This window comes from Polymorphobacter sp. PAMC 29334, from assembly GCF_019431245.1.
Taxonomy (GTDB): Bacteria; Pseudomonadota; Alphaproteobacteria; order Sphingomonadales; family Sphingomonadaceae; genus Polymorphobacter_B; species Polymorphobacter_B megasporae.
In genome coordinates this window covers 2,631,379-2,649,580 of sequence record NZ_CP080243.1, presented here as the reverse complement: position 1 = coordinate 2,649,580, position 18,202 = coordinate 2,631,379, and the positions used below count along the sequence as shown (strand labels likewise).

The 18,202-nt window shown below is 67.3% G+C and carries 17 protein-coding genes; 8 read left to right on the top strand and 9 right to left on the bottom strand.

Annotation, left to right across the window (positions count from 1 at the left end; all coding sequences use genetic code 11):
* Window positions 1–86: 86 nt before the first annotated feature.
* From guaB to KZX46_RS16245, 3 genes are read left to right on the top strand one after another with little or no spacing between them, the layout of a single operon-like run.
* A complete protein-coding gene (gene guaB, locus KZX46_RS16255) occupies window positions 87–1,556 on the top strand; it encodes an IMP dehydrogenase (protein ID WP_216707837.1) in 1,470 nt (489 codons plus the stop codon).
* A 31-nt stretch (window positions 1,557–1,587) separates the two neighbouring features.
* Window positions 1,588–2,775, top strand: coding sequence for an RsmB/NOP family class I SAM-dependent RNA methyltransferase (locus KZX46_RS16250; RefSeq protein WP_219774850.1), 1,188 nt, complete (start codon window positions 1,588–1,590; stop codon window positions 2,773–2,775).
* A gap of 50 nt (window positions 2,776–2,825) precedes the next feature.
* Window positions 2,826–3,335, top strand: coding sequence for a tetratricopeptide repeat protein (locus KZX46_RS16245; protein ID WP_219774849.1), 510 nt, complete (start codon window positions 2,826–2,828; stop codon window positions 3,333–3,335).
* 108 nt (window positions 3,336–3,443) lie between these two features.
* On the opposite strand, the gene KZX46_RS16240 is transcribed toward KZX46_RS16245, so the two are convergent.
* The 6 genes from KZX46_RS16240 to KZX46_RS16215 all read right to left on the bottom strand — a co-directional run bounded on the left by KZX46_RS16240 (window position 3,444) and on the right by KZX46_RS16215 (window position 10,656).
* Entirely contained in the window at window positions 3,444–3,893 is a 450-nt protein-coding gene (locus KZX46_RS16240; RefSeq protein ID WP_219774848.1) for a hypothetical protein, read from the bottom strand.
* 1 nt (window position 3,894) lies between these two features.
* Window positions 3,895–4,797, bottom strand: coding sequence for a TIGR02594 family protein (locus tag KZX46_RS16235; protein WP_219774847.1), 903 nt, complete (start codon window positions 4,795–4,797; stop codon window positions 3,895–3,897).
* Window positions 4,798–5,002: 205 nt separating this feature from the next.
* Window positions 5,003–5,827, bottom strand: a complete 825-nt coding sequence (gene rsmA, locus KZX46_RS16230) for a 16S rRNA (adenine(1518)-N(6)/adenine(1519)-N(6))-dimethyltransferase RsmA (protein ID WP_219774846.1) — start codon at window positions 5,825–5,827, stop codon at window positions 5,003–5,005.
* An 8-nt stretch (window positions 5,828–5,835) separates the two neighbouring features.
* Window positions 5,836–6,834 (bottom strand): 4-hydroxythreonine-4-phosphate dehydrogenase PdxA, encoded by a 999-nt coding sequence (gene pdxA / locus KZX46_RS16225; RefSeq protein WP_219774845.1) that lies wholly within the window; start codon window positions 6,832–6,834, stop codon window positions 5,836–5,838.
* A 38-nt stretch (window positions 6,835–6,872) separates the two neighbouring features.
* On the bottom strand, window positions 6,873–8,216 hold the full coding sequence (locus KZX46_RS16220; protein WP_219774844.1) for a peptidylprolyl isomerase: 1,344 nt from the start codon (window positions 8,214–8,216) through the stop codon (window positions 6,873–6,875).
* A gap of 127 nt (window positions 8,217–8,343) precedes the next feature.
* A complete protein-coding gene (locus tag KZX46_RS16215; RefSeq protein ID WP_219774843.1) occupies window positions 8,344–10,656 on the bottom strand; it encodes an LPS-assembly protein LptD in 2,313 nt (770 codons plus the stop codon).
* Window positions 10,657–10,803: 147 nt separating this feature from the next.
* Here KZX46_RS16215 and KZX46_RS16210 point away from each other — a divergent pair, with 147 nt between their 5' ends.
* The 3 genes from KZX46_RS16210 to ndk all read left to right on the top strand — a co-directional run bounded on the left by KZX46_RS16210 (window position 10,804) and on the right by ndk (window position 13,252).
* On the top strand, window positions 10,804–12,285 hold the full coding sequence (locus KZX46_RS16210; protein WP_219774842.1) for a leucyl aminopeptidase: 1,482 nt from the start codon (window positions 10,804–10,806) through the stop codon (window positions 12,283–12,285).
* Between the two features lie 13 nt (window positions 12,286–12,298).
* Window positions 12,299–12,757, top strand: a complete 459-nt coding sequence (locus KZX46_RS16205; RefSeq protein ID WP_219774841.1) for a DNA polymerase III subunit chi — start codon at window positions 12,299–12,301, stop codon at window positions 12,755–12,757.
* 72 nt (window positions 12,758–12,829) lie between these two features.
* Window positions 12,830–13,252: a nucleoside-diphosphate kinase gene (gene ndk, locus KZX46_RS16200; protein ID WP_219774840.1), complete on the top strand. Its 423-nt coding sequence runs from the start codon at window positions 12,830–12,832 to the stop codon at window positions 13,250–13,252.
* Here ndk and bla read toward each other — a convergent pair.
* From bla to purM, 3 genes are read right to left on the bottom strand one after another with little or no spacing between them, the layout of a single operon-like run.
* Complete coding sequence (gene bla, locus KZX46_RS16195; protein WP_219774839.1) at window positions 13,242–14,108, bottom strand: subclass B3 metallo-beta-lactamase; 867 nt, start codon at window positions 14,106–14,108, stop codon at window positions 13,242–13,244. The two genes, ndk and bla, sit on opposite strands and share 11 nt — an antisense overlap.
* A 2-nt stretch (window positions 14,109–14,110) precedes the next feature.
* Window positions 14,111–14,995 (bottom strand): phosphoribosylglycinamide formyltransferase, encoded by an 885-nt coding sequence (purN, locus tag KZX46_RS16190; protein ID WP_255615570.1) that lies wholly within the window; start codon window positions 14,993–14,995, stop codon window positions 14,111–14,113.
* Window positions 14,996–15,038: 43 nt separating this feature from the next.
* Complete coding sequence (purM, locus tag KZX46_RS16185) at window positions 15,039–16,133, bottom strand: phosphoribosylformylglycinamidine cyclo-ligase (protein WP_219774837.1); 1,095 nt, start codon at window positions 16,131–16,133, stop codon at window positions 15,039–15,041.
* A 62-nt stretch (window positions 16,134–16,195) separates the two neighbouring features.
* On the opposite strand from purM, the gene KZX46_RS16180 reads away from it, so the two are divergent.
* Window positions 16,196–17,539 carry a DUF2066 domain-containing protein gene (locus KZX46_RS16180; RefSeq protein ID WP_219774836.1) on the top strand — a complete coding sequence of 448 codons (1,344 nt, stop codon included), beginning with the start codon at window positions 16,196–16,198 and terminating at the stop codon, window positions 17,537–17,539.
* Window positions 17,539–18,198: a chromosomal replication initiator DnaA gene (locus tag KZX46_RS16175; RefSeq protein ID WP_219774835.1), complete on the top strand. Its 660-nt coding sequence runs from the start codon at window positions 17,539–17,541 to the stop codon at window positions 18,196–18,198. The genes KZX46_RS16180 and KZX46_RS16175 overlap by 1 nt, the downstream gene beginning before the upstream one ends.
* Window positions 18,199–18,202: the final 4 nt, after the last annotated feature.

The window sequence follows — 18,202 nt, the reverse complement described above, 5'->3', positions numbered from 1 at the left end:
AAGGGTAGCTTTCGCGCGGCGGTTTCGATATAGGGCATGACCGTAGCCCAATATCGGCGCTGCGGGCAGCCGAGGCTCGCAGACGCATGGAAATCCGGACTGGGCTGACCTTCGACGACGTCCTGCTGGTCCCCGCCGAATCCGCAGTGCTGCCCAGCGCCGCCGATACCTCGACGCGGATCACCCGCGAGATCGCCCTGACGATCCCGATCCTGTCGTCGGCGATGGATACCGTGACCGAGGCCGACATGGCGATCGTCATGGCACAAGCGGGTGGGCTCGGCGTCCTCCACCGCAACATGGACGTCGACGTCCAGGCGCAGGCGGTGCGGCAGGTCAAGCGCTTCGAAAGCGGCATGGTCGTCAATCCGGTAACAATGCGCAGCGACGAGACGCTCGGCCAGGCGCTCGCGCTGATGAAGCATCACAAGATCAGCGGCATCCCGGTCGTCGACGCCGCGACCAACGGCGGTCCGGGGCGGCTCGTCGGCATCGTCACCAATCGCGACGTCCGCTTTGCCGAGAATCCCGAGCAGCCGGTCCGCGAGCTGATGACCCACGCCAACCTCGTCACCGTCCGCCCCGGCGTGACTCAGGACGAGGCGCGGCGCTTGCTCCACGCGCGCCGCATCGAGAAACTGATCGTCGTCGACGAGGATTACCGCTGCATCGGGCTGATCACCGTCAAAGATATCGAGCGCGCGGTCACGTATCCGAACGCGACCAAGGATTCGACCGGGCGGCTTCGCGTTGCCGCTGCGACGACCACGGGTGACCTCGGTTTTGCGCGGACCGAGGCGCTGATCGACGCCGAATGCGACCTCATCGTCGTCGACACCGCACATGGCCATTCGGTCCACGTCGCCGCCGCCGTCAGCCGGATCAAGCGGCTGTCGAACCGCGTCCAGGTCATCGCCGGCAACGTCGCTACCGCCGAGGCGGCGCGCGCGCTCGTCGGGGCGGGGGCTGATTGCATCAAGACCGGGATCGGCCCGGGATCGATCTGCACGACGCGGATCGTCGCCGGGGTCGGCGTGCCGCAGCTAACCGCGATCCTCGACACCGCCGAGGCCGCCGCGAAGCTGGGCATTCCGGTGATCGCCGACGGTGGCTTGCGCACCAGCGGCGACATCGCCAAGGCGCTCGCGGCGGGGGCGGCGGCGGTGATGGTCGGGTCGATGCTTGCGGGGACGACCGAGGCTCCGGGCGAAAGCTTCCTGTTCCAGGGGCGAACGTACAAGTCGTATCGCGGGATGGGGTCGGTCGCGGCGATGGCGCGGGGGTCCGCCGACCGCTATTTCCAGCAGGACATCAAGGACCAGCTCAAGCTCGTCCCCGAGGGCATCGAGGGGCAGGTCGCCTATAAGGGCCCGGTGCGCGACGTCCTCCACCAGCTCGTCGGCGGGTTGAAGGCGGCGATGGGCTATACCGGCGCGGCAACGATCGCCGAGTTCCAGCAACGCGCGGAGTTTATTCGCATCACCAACGCCGGCTTGCGCGAAAGCCACGTCCACGACGTCGCGATCACCCGCGAAGCGCCGAACTACCCAACGTGACCGGGACCCTCGATTTAGTGAACACGATAATATGACCCCGGGGGCCCGCGTTCAGGCGGCGATCGAATGCATCGACCTGATTGCCGATGCCGCGCGTGACAGCGGGGCCGCCGCCGATACGATCATCGCGCGCTATTTCGCAGCACGCCGCTACGCCGGGTCGAAGGACCGCCGCGCGGTTCGCGACCTGATCTACGACGTCGTCCGCAGCATCGGCGATCGCCCCGCGAGCGGGCGCGGCGCGTTGATCGGACACGCTCGCGCCAACGCACCGCAGTTGCTCGCGCTCTTCGGCGGGATCGGGCACACGCCGGCGGCGCTGGTCCACAACGAGATTTCATCCGCGACCAATCCCGCGCCGGGCTGGCTCGTCGAAAAACTCGAGCGCCGCTTCGGGGCCGATACGCCACGTCAGGTCGCGGCGCTGCTCGGGCGGGCACCGCTCGATCTGCGGGTCAACACATTGCAGACGACACGTGATGCGGTCCATATCGAGGGAGCCGAGCCGACGCGCTTCGCTGCCAACGGCTTGCGGACGACGCTGCCGCTCGCTGTCGAAACGACGCCGCAGTTCCTTGCCGGCGAGATCGAGATTCAGGACGAGGGCAGCCAGATCGCCGCTGCGGTCTGCGGGGCCGAGCCTGGTATGACCGTCGTCGACCTGTGTGCCGGGGCGGGGGGCAAGACCCTCGCGCTTGTCGCCGCGATGCAAAACGAAGGGCGGTTGATCGCCACTGACACCGATCGCGGACGGCTCGACCGGATGGGGCCGCGCCTCGACCGCGCCGGGGTATCGATCGTCGAGCGGCGGCTGCTCAACCCGGGGGCCGAGCGCGAAAAGCTGACCGATCTTCGTGAAGCCGCCGATCTCGTTGTCATCGACGCGCCGTGTTCGGGGACGGGAACGTGGCGGCGTAACCCCGAGGCGCGCTGGCGGCTGACCCCGGCGCGGCTCGACCGGCTCAACGAGGCGCAGGCGCGGCTGCTCGATCTCGGCTCGACGCTCGTCAAATCCGGCGGCGTGCTCGTCTATATCGTCTGCTCGCTGCTCCCCGAGGAAGGTGAGGCGCAGATTGCCGCATGGCTTCGCCGCAACGCAGCATTTAAATCCGTGATGTTCAGCAACCCGACAGGGGGCGAGGCCGTAAACAGCCTCGTGCTGACACCGGGGGACCATGGGTGCGACGGATTCTACATCGCGCGACTGACCCGGGTCTGATACGATCGCTGCGGATTAAGTCGGACAAGACACCATCGGAGCGAGCCGAAATGCGTAAAGCCTGGTCGATTCCCCTCGCGCTGCTGGTTACCGGGGCAGCGGCGACCGTCGCGATCGGCGCGGCAAGCGACGACACCGTGTCGCCGGCGTCGCTGCGCTGGGTCGCGATTGGTCAGGCCGCGCTCGACAAGGGCCAGGCTCCGGCAGCGATCGACGCGTTCGAGGCCGCGCTCGCTGTCGACCCGAAGGATGCGCGCGCCTTTCTCGGCATCGCCCACGCGTATGACATGCAGAGCCTGCCAGGCCGCGCGATCAAATATTATCGCGAGGCACTGTCGCTCGAGCCGAACGACCTTGCCGCGCTCGAAGGGCAGGGTAAGGCACTGATCGCGCGCGGAGCGACAACGCGCGCGCGGGTCAACCTCGACCGTATCAAGACGCTGTGCAAGACCGACTGCTCCGCCGCCAAGCGTCTTGAAACTGCGCTCGCCGCCCCGCCGCCGGTGATCGCTGCGACCGCAAGCGCCGAGCCGGTCAAGCCGACGGTGTCGAAGAACTAGGTCGCATTTTCTAGCGAAGCGCGGGGTTCGGCAGCCGCATCCCTCAACTAGGCATCTTAGTCTATCAGGGTTGTCGTGCGATTCGCCGAGAGGGCCGCTCGCCGAAGCTCAGCACGTCCCACGCAGTCGATGCTGGTATTCGACCGTACTTCCATAATTCAACGACGTCAGGTGCCAGCCGGTCGAGCTGTTGGCGAATTCAAACCGGCCGACCGTTGCACTATGAGCGTCCTGGACGTCATACTTGCCGTTCGGCTGCACTCTCGACCGGATCATGTCGAAGGTCGTGCCACCATCGCTTGACTCGCATTTGAGTTCGGTCGCCATGTAGCGAGCGAACTGGGTGCGGCCGATTTTGGCCGGATGGTCCTGGTCGCTATCGAAGCCGGCCGACAGCGGAAACTTCGTCAATGCAGTGACCTTAGTCATGTCGTGGGCGATCACGGCAGTGCGAAACTTGCTCCAGAATGCGCCGAAATCGGTGGTCGCGGCGGACGCAGCCGTGCTCGACACCACGATGCTGAAAGCCAAGGCCGCAGTTTTAACGGTAGAGTTCATGTCACGCCTTCCAACGGTAGTGGACGGAGGCAAACGCACCAGCCCCGGCGCGGGCGTGGCTGATCTGATGCCTTTTACCCTGGTTGCCGCCAAAATAATTCGTCGTGTTTCCGGCTTGGCTGTCGAAAAACGTGACGTGGTTGCCGCTCCCGGATGTTCGCCCGGCCCAGTGGATGACCATGACACAGCCGTGCCGCGGCTTGGCCAGCGCGACACCCCAGTCACGCCAGCTCGCCGCGCTCGCAAGATTAGTGCCAGCAATTCCCGCCTGCTTCATGCACCAGTTCACGAAGGCCGAGCACCATGCTTCATGCGTGCCAATCCCGGGATGGTATGACGTCGCCTGGAAATATTCGTGAATACGCTGGTTGCCGTCGGCGGTCCCGAACACGGTCTTGTGCGCCTCGAACTCGGCAAGCGCGACCTGATACCAGGCCGGATCACTGGCATCGCTGCCTTGGACGGGGGCCGGGGGTGCCGCCGCCGGCGCGGGCGCTGACGGAGGCGCAGAAGCCCGCGGCGGGGGCAGGTGCGGGGCCGTCGGGGCGGCGTTGGGGTGTGGCAGAGGTGCAGGGCTCGGGCGCGCCGCGCTTGCGGCTCCACCGGCTGAGGCCGAAGCCGCCGGATGCGTTGCGGGGGTCGCGTTGGGTTTGGCCGCCGCCGCCGCCAGATCGGGGAGGTGCAGACTGCTGCCCAGCGCCGCCCACGTTTTCACGCCGACGATGCCGTCGGCGGCGAGGCCATGCGCCTGTTGAAAGCGAGTCGTGCCCGACTTGGTCATCGCGCCGAAGATGCCGTCACGGGTGAGCCCCGGTTTGGCGTGAAGCGCTTGGTTGAGCAGATGCTGGAGCACACGAACGCTGCCGCCACGCGCCCCGACGGCAAGTTCCGGATGATTAGGCATGCATATCTCCCCTGTCGGATGAGAAACGGTTCACGCCGTTAAAAGTGCCAAAATAGATATGTGAACTCTCTGCGAAGCGGACGAAACACAGGTTCTTATTGTTGTGCCCAAACCGTCGCGTCGGGGCGGCATCGTCGCACAGTTTGCGATCAGTCGCAGGCAAGATGCGATTCAAGGTTTCCGATTAGTGTTCAGGTGACGACCGTTATTTCTCCAGCAACGCCGCCAGCATGACGAATTCCGCCACCGACAACGTTTCCGCGCGCCGCGCCGGATCGATGCCCGATCGTTCGAGCGCCGCGACGCCTCCCGGAAGCCCGCGCAGGCTGGCGCGCAGCATCTTGCGGCGCTGGCCGAAGGCGGCAGCGGTGAGGCGTTCGAGCGTCGTGACCGCGATGTCGCCCATCGGCTCGGCGGGGACGATGTGAACCACGGCCGACGTGATCGTCGGCGGCGGAGTGAAGGCCTGACGCGGCACGTCGAAGGCGATCCGTGGGGTGCTGCGCCACTGGCTGAGGACCGCGAGGCGGCCGTAGGCGTCGCTCCCCGGCGCGGCGACGATCCGCTGCGCGACCTCCTTCTGGAACATGCATGTCAGGCTCAGCCACCACGGCGGCCATGGCGTCGTCAGCCAGCGGACGAGGAGCGCGGTGCCGATGTTGTACGGCAGATTGGCGACGACGTGGACATTGCCGCCGGTCAGCGCCGCCTCATCCTGTGTCATCGCGTCGCCGCCGATAACCGTCAGCCGACCGGGAGCGGCGTCGGCGAGTTCGGCGAGCGCGGGGAGGGCGCGGTCGTCGCGCTCGACCGCGGTGACGGTCGCCCCGGCGCGGAGGAGCGCGCGGGTCAGTCCGCCGGGACCGGGGCCGACCTCGTAGATCCGCGCGTCCGTAAGCGGCCCTGGTACCCGGGCGATCCGGTCGAGGAGGTTGCCGTCGAGGAGAAAATTCTGGCCGAGCGTCTTCTTCGCCGCGAGCCCGTGGCGGGCGATGACTTCGCGTAAGGGAGGCAGGTCGTCGAGGCTCATCGCAGCGATCAGCCCCGCGCGCGGCGCGCCGCCGCCTCGCCCGCCATGCGGATCGCCGCGATCATCGCGGCCGGACTGGCGATCCCCTGGCCGGCGATGTCGAACGCGGTGCCGTGGTCGGGGGAGGTGCGGACGATCGGCAGGCCCAGCGTGATGTTGACGCCGTCGTCGAAGTGGATCGTCTTCAGCGGGATCAGTGCCTGGTCGTGGTACATGCAGATAGCCGCGTCGTACTTCGCCCGGGCGGTCGCGTGAAACATTGCATCGGCGGACGTTGGCCCGGTGACGTCGATTCCCTCGGCGCGGAGGATATCGATCGCGGGGATGATGACGTCGATCTCCTGCCGTCCGAGCGTGCCATTCTCGCCGGCGTGCGGATTGAGCCCGGCGACCGCGAGGCGCGGCGCGGCGATACCGAAATCGCGCTGGAGGCCGCGGGCGGTGACGCGCGCGCGCGAGACGATGAGGTCGGTGGTGAGGATGTGCGGAACCTGCGCGAACGGGGTGTGGATGGTCACCGGGACCGTCCGCAGCGTCGGTCCGGCGAGCATCATCACGACATTGCCCCCCGATACGCCGCAGCGTTCGGCGATAAACTCGGTCTGGCCGGGATAGGTAAAGCCGATCTGATACAGCTGCGCCTTCGACACCGGCCCGGTTACGATACCCGAAGCCGTTCCGGTACGGGTCAGGCCAACCGCGATCTCGAGGCTGTCGAGCGCGCAGCGGGCTCCCGGCAGGTTCGGCGCGCCGGGGATGATCTCACCGGGATCATCGACTTGCACCAGCGGCAGCGCATGGGGAAACATCGCCGCCGCATCGCCGGGAGCCCCAAGCGCGACGACCGGGCCGTCCCAGACCCCGCGGATCGAGCGCATGTCGCCGATCGCGAAGAACGGCGGCAGGTTGTGCGTGATCCGCGCCGCCCACGCTGCAGCGACGATTTCGGGCCCGATTCCAGCGGGATCGCCGAGCGCGATCGCCAGCGGGGCGAGCGGCACGGGCATCCTAGCGGCCCCTTCCAACGGGCCATGTCAGGTCCATCTCAGCGATAGTCGACGATGGCGTCGCGGCGAAGGTCGCGGAGGTAGCGGCGGGCGCGCATGTTGACGCGCTCCTCGTTCATCTGGGCGTAGACCGCGTCGAAGCTTGGCTCGGCGGCGAGCGTCGGCTTGTCGTCGCGGCCGCACAGGACGAGGACGCGCAGGCCGTCGGCGGCCGACCCGAACGGCGGCGTCGCCTGGCCGATCGAGAGCTGCTTCATCAAATTCTGCAGCGCAGGCGGCAGGTCCTTGATCGCGATCGAATCGTTCGTCGCGATATCGGCGCCGATGTCCTTGGCGACGGCATCGGCGCGGCCGCAGCCGCCCATGTCCTGTGTCGCCTTGCGGAATTTGGCGACGATCGCCTCGCCTTCGGGCTGGGTAATTCCGGGCTTGAGCGCCATCGAGAGCTGCTTCAGGCTGAGGATCGCATCATCGGGGTTTGCGGCGAGGACCTGCCGTTTTTCGATGAGCGCCATGATCGCGACGCCGCCGGGAACACGGATCGGGTCGCTGACGCCGGCCGCAGGATCGCCGGCGGTCAGCTTGGTGACGACCGGCGCCACGGCGTCGTTCAACTGCTCGGCGCGGACCCAGCCGAGGTCGCCGCCAACGCCCGCGGTCGATGCTTCGGAGAACTGGCGGGCATAGGCGACGAACGATGCGCCGCCGCGAATCTGCCCGACGATGCGTCCGGCGTCGGTCATCACCTGGGTTTCGTTCTCGGGCGTCGCCGACAGGAAGATCTCGCCGACGTGATATTCGTCCTTGCCCTTCGACGCGGTCAACTTTTCGATGACCGCCTTGACCTCGTCGTCGCCGACATTGACCAGCGGCTCGACCTTGCGGCGGAGGAGGCGGCTCCATGCCAGTTCACCACGGATCTGCCCACGGATCGACGCCGGCGACGAGCCCGATCGTTTGAGGAACTCACCGAAGGCGGTCGGCGACTGCTTGAAATTCGTCGCGACGCGGTTGTACGCCTGGTCGACATCGGCATCGGCAATCTTGATGTCGGCGGACTCGGCCTCGCCGATCTCGAGCTTCTCGTCGATCAGGTTGCGGAGCACCTGGAGGCGGAGACGCTGCTTTTCGTCGGCATCGATCTTGCCGCCATTCGCTGCGATGACGAGGTTCAGCCGCTGTTCGACGTCGGTGTCGGTGATGACCGCGCCGTTGACGATCGCCGTTGCCTTACGCAGATTCGGATTGAAGTCGGCGAGCGCCTGCGCGTCGGGCAGGGCGAAGGCCGCGTCGGGGGAGTTGTCGGCCGCCTGCTGCGCCCCGAGCGGAGCCGCCAGTATCGCGCCGGCAAATAACACCGCCGGCAGTCCACGCAATCTCATCAACGTCTCCTCGGGCCCCCGCCGCCCGTGCCACACATCGCCGCGCTCTACACGGTGCCGCAGCGTTGCGCAAAGTCGATACGCCCGATGCGCTGAACCCGCGATTAGCGATCCGGAAACCGAGCCGCTAGCGCCCCAGATTCTTGAACGCGATCGAGAAGATATAGCTGTTGCCGGCCCTGAAATCGCGGTCGGTGATATAGTCGCGGCGCCACGTCAGCCCAAAGCGGAAGCAGCTATCCTCGTACTGGACGCCGACGCGATGCCGGACCGGGGTGAAGCCGTCGGTCGTCGATGTCGGCTCCTGCGACTTGGTCGTCAGGTCGATGATGACCGAGCCGAACGCCGACCAGTAGCGCGAGAAGGCGACGCGCGCGCCGGCACGCACTTCCTGAAGGTCGGTCAGGTCTTCGAGCGTGATGTTGCGATTGTAGTTCGCATATCCGACGGTGATGTAAGTCTGCGAGGTGCCAGCCGACACGTCGATTTCGTTGCGCCTGAATACCCCGTCGGTGCTGTCGACGCGGAAACGGTGGGTCAGCGAAAAATAGCTGCCGTACTGCAGCGTGGTCCGTCCGACGATGTCGGAGAATTGGCCCGACAGGCCGGTGCCCTGGAGGAATGCCGTTGCCCCGGTTCCGGAGATGCGGACGCTCTCGCCGATCTCGCTGGTGATCGCGAGCCGCGGCCGGGTGAAGCCGTATTGCAGGCCATAGGTCACCCGGCTGCCGCTTTCGAAACGGTCGTAGCCGCTGGCGCGGTTGAGGTCGAACAGGTTGGTGTCTTCAAGGTCGATCGACCGCGCGTCTTCGTTGGGGATATTGCGGTTGAGATGGAGTGGGGCGACGCTGACCTGGACGCGCGGCGTGATGGTTTGCGTGCCACCGAGGAGCGGCCCGGCGAACGGCCATTCGGCGTCGACCGCGCCGACCGCGATCCCACGAGTCTCGAAGCCGGGCTTGCCGGCATAGGTCGGCAGCGTCGCTTCCGCTGCATTCTCGGTATTGTAGAGGTCGCCGCGGACGAAGCCGGTGCCGGTCAGGCGGACGCCGAAGCTGGTCAGGACGCTGCGTGTCCACTTCGCCGAGGCGAGCGCGCGCTGCACGCCTTGGCCGTCGATCCTGACGAGGCTCATGCTGTTCGCGGCGATGTCGAGCTGGCCGCCAAGGATCTTCTCCTCGGGGCGCCAGTCATAATCGATCAGCGGCAGGACGATCGGGGTGGTGTCGGGGCCCTTGTTCGCGCGCAGGTTCTGGAAGCCCCAGCCGGCGACCGACAGATACGAGTCCGATCGGAAGCGTTCGAAGTCGACCGTGCTGCGCAGCGAGTCGTCGTAGTCGATGTTATAGCGGCGGTCGAAGGTGTCGTCGCTCGACAGCCGGGTCGAGAAGGTCGCACGCCACTCGTCGCTCAGCTGGAGCCGTCCGTTCGCTTCGAAGTAACCGCGCCAGCGCTGCCCCTTGTCGACCTCGGTCACGCCGTCGGGGGCGAAGTCGATGACGTCGCCGCGGGTGAGATAGGCGCGGAACTGGACGGGTCCGGCAGCGAACAACTGGCGCCCGCGGACGTCGATCGCGGGCTTGGCCCCGCTGAACAGCCATGGCTTGATCGTCACGTCGCGGTCGGGGCCGAGGTCGAGATGATAGGGAATGCCGATGCCGAAACCGAGCGTGTTGCGAATCTCGAATTCGGGCAGCAACACCCCCGAGGCCCGGCCGGTGCTGCCGTCGGGGTGCGAGAAGGCCGGCAAATAGATGATCGGCACGCCGAGGATCTCGACCCGCGCCTTCTGGTACGAAATGCGGTGCTTGACCGGATCGTGGACGATCTTGACCGCCTTGATCGCCCAGACCGGCGTCTTCGGGCAGCCATCGCTCTTTTCGACCGCGCACGGCGAGTAGATCGCGCGGTTGAGGATGCTGCGGCCGTTGACGCGGACCCCCGACACCGCCGCCAGCCGCCCGCCATCGGCGAGAACGAGCAGGATGTTGTTGATCGCGCCGTCTTTGAGCGAATCAGTCAGGATGACGCGGTCGCCGTACGCCTTGTTCCCCTCGGGATCGATCGTCGCGACGTTGCCGCGCGCCTCGACCTGTCCCGACGTGCGGTTGTAGGTCACGCTGTCGGCGCTCAGCCGGTACTGGTCGCGGTTGATCTGGACGTGGCCGGTCGCGGTGACGAGCTGTTCGTCGTCCGAATACTCCATCGTGTCCGCCGCGAAATCGATGACGTCGCCGGGCTTGGCGATGTCGCCCGAGCCGTCGAGCAAGGTCGATTTCTCACCGGTTACGGGTGCGGCGGACGGCGGTGCGGCCAAAAACGGCGTGGCAGCCTCCGGGGGCGCAAGCGTCGCGGTTGCCGGGGCCCCCGCCACGGTCCCCTGGGCGAAGGCGATCGTCGGAAAGGCCAGACCGGCGAGCAGGGCAGAGCGGAGGGGCAAGCTTTACTTTCGCGATCACGGGCGGCGACCTCGGGTCCATACGGTGGGGGTGCAAAGGTCGCAAGGCGGCCCCGCAAGGTTTGCGTTGTGACCGGGGTCGGGCTTAATGCTCGCGGGCCCGACCCGCCGCCTGACTTGAGGATAACCATGCTCATCAATTACGCCGCGACTGTTTCTGCCGACATGATGGGCGCGCTCGCCGTCGTCGCTGCCAAGGACGCTCCGCTGTCGGGTGCGGCGCTCGCGCTCGACGGTGTCACCGGCGGCCAGATCGCGCGTGCCGTGTCTGCAGCTCGCTTCGACGGCGATGCCGCCAGCGTCGTCGAGATTTTCGCTCCAGCCAATTCGACCGCGACGCGCGTCATCGTCGTCGGGCTCGGCAAGGCCGATGCTGCCGACGCCGCGGCGTTCGAGAAAATCGGCGGGGCGATTGCCGCCAAGCTCATCACCAGCGGCGAGAAGAGCGTCACCGTCGACCTGACCGGGCTCGAGGGCGTCGGCCTGCCGCTCGCCGAAGCCGCCGCGCGGCTCGCCCACGGCGCGACGCTTCGTGCTTACCGCTTCGACAAGTATCACACGACGATGAAAGCCTCGCAGAAGGCGACGCTCGAGGCGATCACGATCGTCGGCGCCGACGACAGCGCACACGCCAACCTCGCCGCGATTGCCGCCGGAGTCGCGCTGACCCGCGACCTCGTGTCCGAGCCGGCGAACATCATCTACCCCGAAAGTTTCGTCGAGCGCGCCGCTGCGGTCGCTCCCCCGGGATTGGCGATCGAGGTCCTCGGCGAGGCCGAGATGACCCGGCTCGGCATGGGCGCACTGCTCGGCGTCAGCCTCGGTTCGGACCGCGAGGCAAAGATCCTCGTCATGCGCTGGAACGGCGGTGGCGATGCGGTGCCGGTGGTCCTCGTCGGCAAGGGCGTGACCTTCGACACCGGCGGCATCTCGATCAAACCGGCCGCGGGCATGGAAGACATGAAGTGGGACATGGGCGGAGCGGGCGCGGTCACCGGCGCGCTGCACGCGCTCGCAGCGCGTAACGCCAAGGTCAACGTCATCGGCGTCTGCGGGCTTGTCGAGAACATGCCCGACGGCAAGGCGCAGCGGCCGGGCGACGTCGTCACCAGCATGTCGGGCCAGACGATCGAGGTGATCAATACCGATGCCGAGGGACGGCTGGTGCTGTGCGACGTGATCTGGTGGGCGCAGGAACAGTTCAAGCCCGAGGTCGTCGTCGATCTCGCGACGCTGACCGGCGCGATGGTCGTCAGCCTCGGCCACGAGCAGGCCGGGATTTTTGCCAACGACGACGCGCTTGCGGCGCAGCTGATCGCAGCGGGTGCGGCGACTGGTGACCGGCTGTGGCGGATGCCGCTCGGCGCCGAGTACGACAAGCTGATCGATTCGCCGATCGCCGACATGAAGAACGTCGGCCCGCGCGAAGGCGGCTCGATCACCGCCGCGCAGTTCATCGCACGCTTCATCAAGCCGGGGGTCAAATGGGCGCACCTCGATATTGCCGGCATGGCGTGGACGGCAAAGGACGGCCCGCTGTGTGCCAAGGGCGCGACGGGCTACGGCGTCCGCCTGCTCGAGAAGTTCGTCGCGGATAATTTCGAGGGGTGAACCGCCGCTCGAAATGACCGACGTCAATTTCTACCAGCTTGCGGCGAAACCGCTCGATGCCGTCCTGCCGCGCCTGCTCGAAAAGGCGGTCGCGGCGGGGTATCGGGCGGTGATCCGTGCCGCCGACCCGGCCTTACTTGCGCGGCTCGACGCCGCGCTATGGACGTACGATCCAGCATCGTTCCTGCCGCACGCGGTCGATGGTCCGTACGCCGCCGCGCAGCCGATCCTCCTGACGGGCGGCGACGCTGGGGAGGGCGCGGCGAACGATGCCGACCTGCTTGTCGTGATCGACGGGGTCATGCCCGGCGAACTCACCGCCTACCGCCGCGCTTTGTACCTGTTCGACGGTGCCGACGACGCCGCGCTCGGGCTTGCACGGCGCCACTGGAAGGCGATCCGCGAGCTCGATGGAGTCACCCCGGTGTACTGGCGCGAAACCGAGCGCGGCGGCTGGGAAAAAGCCGCCTAACTTGCCATTTCGGCTTCGCGCCGATAAGGCGGCGGCGCTTTCCCCGAAATAATTAACTCTCCCGGAGACCCAATGGCCACCGAACGCACGTTTTCGATCGTCAAGCCCGACGCCACGCGCCGCAACCTGACCGGCGCGGTCAACGCGATGATCGAGGCCGCCGGCCTGCGGATCGTCGCGCAGAAGCGCCTCCAGCTGACCCAGGCGCAGGCCGAGGGCTTTTACGCCGTCCACCGCGAGCGCGGCTTTTTCGGCGAACTCGTCGCCTTCATGATTTCCGGCCCGGTCGTCGTCCAGGTTCTCGAAGGCGATAACGCCGTCCTCGGCTATCGCGACATCATGGGCGCGACCAGCCCGGCGAACGCTGCTGAGGGCACGATCCGCAAGGTTCACGCCGAGAGCATCGAGGCGAACACCGTCCACGGTTCGGACAGCGCCGAAAATGCCGCGATCGAAATCGCCTATTTCTTCGCGCAGACCGAAATCACCGGCTGATCCCGCTTCGCCGGGCCGCAGCGGTCTGCCGAGCCAGTTCGACATCGAAAGCCTTGGCTGCGTCGGCGACGATGTGTCCAAGGCTTTCCGGTGCGATAAAGGCGTCGAGGTCACCGGCGTCGCGCCGAGCTTTCCGCGCAAGCACGCCGGCGATGTCTGGATGCGCGGGCAGGACGACATCCGCTTTCAGGGCAGCGAGGCTGACGAACGACCGCCGGAAGTCCGCGACGATTCCCGGATAGCCGGTGTTGCCGATTAGCGCGTTGCCCGCGACGGTCAGGCTGCACGGGAAGACGACGCGCAAGCGTCGCTCGCGCTCGACGGCCGTCATCGTCCACGTCGTGCACCCCGGCGTATGGCCCGGGGTGATGACCGGCGTCATTGCGATATCGCCGAGGCGGACGGGCTCGCCGTCGACCAGGACCCGGTCGATCTTCACCGGCGGGAACGCGACGACGCCGTAGTCCACCACGCTCGGCGGCGTGCCGCTTTCGAGGGCGCCGCGGTCGCCCGCGCTGGCCAGCATCGTGGCACCGGTATCGCGCTTGAGGCGGGCAAGCCCGGCGGCGTGGTCGAAATGCGCGTGGCTGTTGAGCAGGATACGGATGTCGCGCAGCCGGAAGCCAAGCGACACGATGCTTGCCTCGATCTGCCGGACGTTCCCCTCGAGCGTGGCGTCGAGCAGGATCAGGCCCCGCGGCGACGCGATCAGATACGCCGCGAGCCCCTTCGTCCCGACATAGTAGATATTTCCGACGATGCGGAACGGCGGAGTGGGTTCGGACCATGCGGGCGCATCCGGCGCTTTGCTAAATCCAGCGAGCAGGAGCGCGAGCAAGGCCCAGAACCGGCGCATCGTCAGAACGGCAGCATCGCGAGGCGCTTCGGCGCGCTTGCCCGCCAGCTTCGCGCCAGCCAGTCCTCGATATGTCCCCAGTCGATCTCGCGATCGAGGCGGATGCCGATCCAGCCTGACGGGCCGAAATAGGCGGGGCGGTAGTACAGGTCGGGGTCGCGCTCGATCAGGCTCGCCTGCTCCTCGGTTCCGCTGGTCTTGACCAGCACGGCGGTCACCCCGTCATTGTGGTGGTCGCGCGTGAAATACGCGAAGAACTTGCCGCCGGTGACGAAGAACCCGGCCATACCGTGCGACTGCTTCTCTGCGGCGGCGGGGAGCGCGAGTGCGACGACGCGAAGCCGGTCGAGGATTGGAGAAGTTAAGTCCTTTCCGACAAGATCAGCGATAACGCGCGGATAAAGCTGGTGCTCGGCAGTCAGGACCCGCGCTGCGAGCGTCACCGCCGTGTCCCCCGGCAGCACTGCGACCTGAACCTGACCCAAGATCGGGCCGCCATCGAGGTCGCTCGTCACGAGGTGAACAGTGCAGCCCGTCACGCTTTCGCCCGCCGCGAGCACGCCCTCATGGACGTCGAGTCCCTTGTGCGCGGGGAGCAGGGAAGGGTGGATATTCACCATCCGCCCCGCCCAGCGCTCGACAAAACCGTCTGAGAGCAACCGCATGTACCCCGCGAGCGCGACATGCGTCGCCCCGGCGCGGGTCAGTTCGGCGTCGATCAGCGTGTCGAAGTCGGCGCGCTTCATCCCGCGATGGTCGTGGGAGAACGTCTCGACGCCCTCTGCGGCGGCGAGGGCCAGCCCGGCGGCATCGGGCACGTTCGACGCAACGAGCACGACCTCGAACGGGCAGTCGGCCAGTCGCGATGCGTACAGTAATGCCGCCATGTTCGACCCGCGCCCCGAGATCAGGACCGCGAGGCGTGCGCGTTCAGCCAAGGTGCGTCGCTTCCCATGCGCCTTGGGCATTCCAGATCTCGTCGGCGCCGAAGACCGTGCAGCCCTTTTCGCCGGGCTCGACGGCACCAATGACATGAACGACTTCACCGTTTGCGTTAAGCGCCGATGTCACCTTGTCGACCCGGTCGGGAGCGACGCAAAGGACCATCCCGATCCCGCAATTGAACGTCCGAGCGAGCTCGCCGGGCTCGATCCGGCCCTGCGCCTGAAGCCATGCGAACAATGGCGACTGCGGCCACGCGCCCGCGTCGATCCGGGCGTGGCATCCGTCGGGGAGGATGCGCGGAACGTTCTCGAGCAGCCCGCCGCCGGTGATGTGCGCGAGCGCATGGATCGCGCCTGACTTGAGGACTGGAAGCAGCGAACGGACGTAAATCCTTGTCGGCTCGAGCAAAGCTTCGCCGAGCAGAACCTCGATATCGAACGGTGCCGGGCGGTCAAGCCGCGCGCCGCTGCGCTCGACGAGTTTGCGGATCAGCGAAAAGCCGTTCGAATGCGCGCCCGATGATGCCAGCCCGAGCAGGACGTCGCCGGCCCGAACCTTGTCGCCCGTCAACTGCTCCCCGCGCTCGACCGCGCCGACCGAGAACCCTGCAAGGTCGTAGTCGCCGGAAGCGTACATCCCCGGCATTTCGGCGGTCTCGCCGCCGATCAGCGCACAGCCAGCAATCTTGCAGCCCTCGGCGATGCCGGCGACGACACGCGCGGCGACTCCGGTGTCGAGCTTCGCGCTGGCGAAATAGTCGAGGAAGAACAAGGGCTCGGCCCCCTGGACGATGAGGTCGTTGACGCACATCGCGACGAGATCGATCCCGACCGTGTCGTGCTGCCCGGTCTCGATCGCGAGCTTGAGCTTGGTGCCGACGCCGTCGTTCGCCGCAACGAGCAACGGGTCGACGAACCCCGCCGCCTTGAGGTCGAAGAAGCCGCCGAAACCGCCGAGTTCGGCGTCGGCCCCGCGCCGCGCGGTGGCACGGGCCAGCGGCGCGATCATCTTGACCAGCGCGTTGCCGGCGGCGATCGAAACGCCGGCATCGGCGTACGTCAGGGGCGTCTTGTCATCCATCGGACATTCCGTAACGACTTGCGGCTTGGATTTCGACCCTCCTTCGGCCAAAGACGCTGGCGATGGTCCGGTACGCCCTTTTCTGGCTGATGTTGGCGTTCGCGGTTCCGGCGCTCGCCGTCCCGACCGGTCCGGGTGCGTACAAGATCGGCGGCGTTTCGGTCGACGTCGTCGCGGGCAACTCGACCGACGCGCGCGCCAATGCCTATCGCGAAGCCGAGCGCCGCGCGTGGCCGCTGCTGTGGGCGCGGCTGACCGGCGGCGAACCCGCTGCGGCACCCAAGCTCGCCGATGGCGCGATCGAGGGCATGGTCGCCGGTGTCGAGATCGAGGTCGAGCATTTCTCGCTGACGCGTTACATCGGGCGGCTGGCGATCGTCTTCGACCGTGACCGCGCGAGCGGCTATCTCGGCGGTGCCTTTGCCAGCGCCCCGCCGCCGATGCTGCTGCTGCCGGTGACGATCGAGGGCGGGACGCGGATGCTGTACCAGACAAAGACCGCGTGGGTCGCGGCGTGGCTGCGCTTTCGCGACGCCGCGAGCGCGCTCGACTATGTCATCCCGGCGGCAAGCGCGGGCGATAACGTCGTCCTCACCGCCTATCAGAGCCGTCGCGGCGATCGGACGCTGTGGCGGAACATCCTAAGCCGTTTCAAGGCCGCTGACGTCCTGACCGCCGAGCTCTGGCTGACACGCAGCTATCCGGGCGGTCCCGTCGCCGCGACGGTCATCGCGCGCCACGGCCCCGATTCGGCAGAACTCGGGCGGGCAAGCCTGCGTGCGGCGAATACCGCCGGGGTCGACGCGATGCTCGACGACGCGGTACGGCAGGTTGATGCAATCTATGTTCGCGCGCTTCAGGCGGGCCTGCTGCGGACCGAGAAGGGGCTGACCGTCGAGCTTGAACCGCTGATCGGCACCGCGCCGTTCATCGGTGCGCCGGCAGCCGAAGCGAGCGTCGGCGGGACCGAGGCGAACGTTATTACTCCCGACGCGAAAGCTTGGGCGGCGATCGAGACCGCGGTGCGTGGGACGCCGACGGTGACCGGGGTCGGGCTTATCAGCCTGTCGCTCGGCGGGACGTCGCGGATCGTCATTCGCCATAGCGACACGCCCGAGATGCTCGCCTACCAGCTCGACCAGCGCGGCTTCCGGCTTGCGCCTGACGGGGCAGGGGTTCTGCTGCGGCGGAAGGTGCCCGGCGACCCCGTCGTGTCCGCACCGCTGTCGGCGGCCGAATTGAACTCGGCAGAGGTCGTTGCCGAGCCCGACGCGGCTCCCGTGGCGAAGCCCGATGCAACTAAGGCAATCGCGCCTGCGAAACCCGCCGTGGCTAAGCCCGATCTGCCCGCTAAGCCTGCCGCGTCGCCGCCGAAGCCACGGCGCGATCCGCTCGCCCCGAACTAGTGCCGCAGCTCCCGCTGCCGCTTGCCTACCCGCCCGCGCAAGGACACGCCGATTTCGTCATTGCCGCCGCCAACGCCGATGCGGTCGCGTGGCTCGCGGGGGCACCCGCGCCACGATCGTTGCTCGTTGGGCCGCCCGGGTCGGGCAAGACGCATCTTGGGCGCATCTTCGCCGAGCGGCACCATGCGACGCTGATCGACGATGCCGACCAGCGCGGGGACGACGTCGCGCTGTTTCACGCGTGGAACGCCGCGAGCGCCGCCGCGCCTTTGCTGATGACCGCGCGGGCGTTGCCACGATACTGGGTCAAGCTGCCCGATCTTGCCTCGCGACTGGCGGCGACGCCGACGTTGGTCATCGCCGAGCCCGATGACGCATTGCTCGCCGCGGTCATCGCCAAGCAGTTCGCCGATCGCGGCGTCCGCGTCACGCCCGACGTCATCGGCTTCATCGTCCTGCGGATCGAGCGCAGCTTCGCCGCCGCCGCCGCGACCGTCGCCGCGATCGAATCGGTCGCGCTGGCAAGCCGACGCGACATCACCGTGCCGCTCGCCCGCGACGTTCTCGCGCGTGATGTGCTCGGACGCCAGCGCGACTGGATCGACGACGGTACGGTTGATGACGCCGCTATCATCGACCTGTCATCCTCTGTGGGTTAAATAG

Bases quoted from the DNA above. Each gene is read 5' to 3' on its own strand.
- ndk (WP_219774840.1), top strand. From the start codon at position 12,830: ATGGCCACCGAACGCACGTTTTCGATCGTCAAGCCCGACGCCACGCGC.
- purM (WP_219774837.1), bottom strand. From the start codon at position 16,133: ATGGATGACAAGACGCCCCTGACGTACGCCGATGCCGGCGTTTCGATC.
- guaB (WP_216707837.1), top strand. From the start codon at position 87: ATGGAAATCCGGACTGGGCTGACCTTCGACGACGTCCTGCTGGTCCCC.
- KZX46_RS16245 (WP_219774849.1), top strand. From the start codon at position 2,826: ATGCGTAAAGCCTGGTCGATTCCCCTCGCGCTGCTGGTTACCGGGGCA.
- KZX46_RS16210 (WP_219774842.1), top strand. From the start codon at position 10,804: ATGCTCATCAATTACGCCGCGACTGTTTCTGCCGACATGATGGGCGCG.
- rsmA (WP_219774846.1), bottom strand. From the start codon at position 5,827: ATGAGCCTCGACGACCTGCCTCCCTTACGCGAAGTCATCGCCCGCCAC.
- KZX46_RS16205 (WP_219774841.1), top strand. From the start codon at position 12,299: ATGACCGACGTCAATTTCTACCAGCTTGCGGCGAAACCGCTCGATGCC.
- KZX46_RS16235 (WP_219774847.1), bottom strand. From the start codon at position 4,797: ATGCCTAATCATCCGGAACTTGCCGTCGGGGCGCGTGGCGGCAGCGTT.
- KZX46_RS16250 (WP_219774850.1), top strand. From the start codon at position 1,588: ATGACCCCGGGGGCCCGCGTTCAGGCGGCGATCGAATGCATCGACCTG.
- KZX46_RS16240 (WP_219774848.1), bottom strand. From the start codon at position 3,893: ATGAACTCTACCGTTAAAACTGCGGCCTTGGCTTTCAGCATCGTGGTG.
- purN (WP_255615570.1), bottom strand. From the start codon at position 14,995: ATGGCGGCATTACTGTACGCATCGCGACTGGCCGACTGCCCGTTCGAG.
- pdxA (WP_219774845.1), bottom strand. From the start codon at position 6,834: ATGCCCGTGCCGCTCGCCCCGCTGGCGATCGCGCTCGGCGATCCCGCT.
- bla (WP_219774839.1), bottom strand. From the start codon at position 14,108: ATGCGCCGGTTCTGGGCCTTGCTCGCGCTCCTGCTCGCTGGATTTAGC.
- KZX46_RS16220 (WP_219774844.1), bottom strand. From the start codon at position 8,216: ATGAGATTGCGTGGACTGCCGGCGGTGTTATTTGCCGGCGCGATACTG.
- KZX46_RS16180 (WP_219774836.1), top strand. From the start codon at position 16,196: ATGGTCCGGTACGCCCTTTTCTGGCTGATGTTGGCGTTCGCGGTTCCG.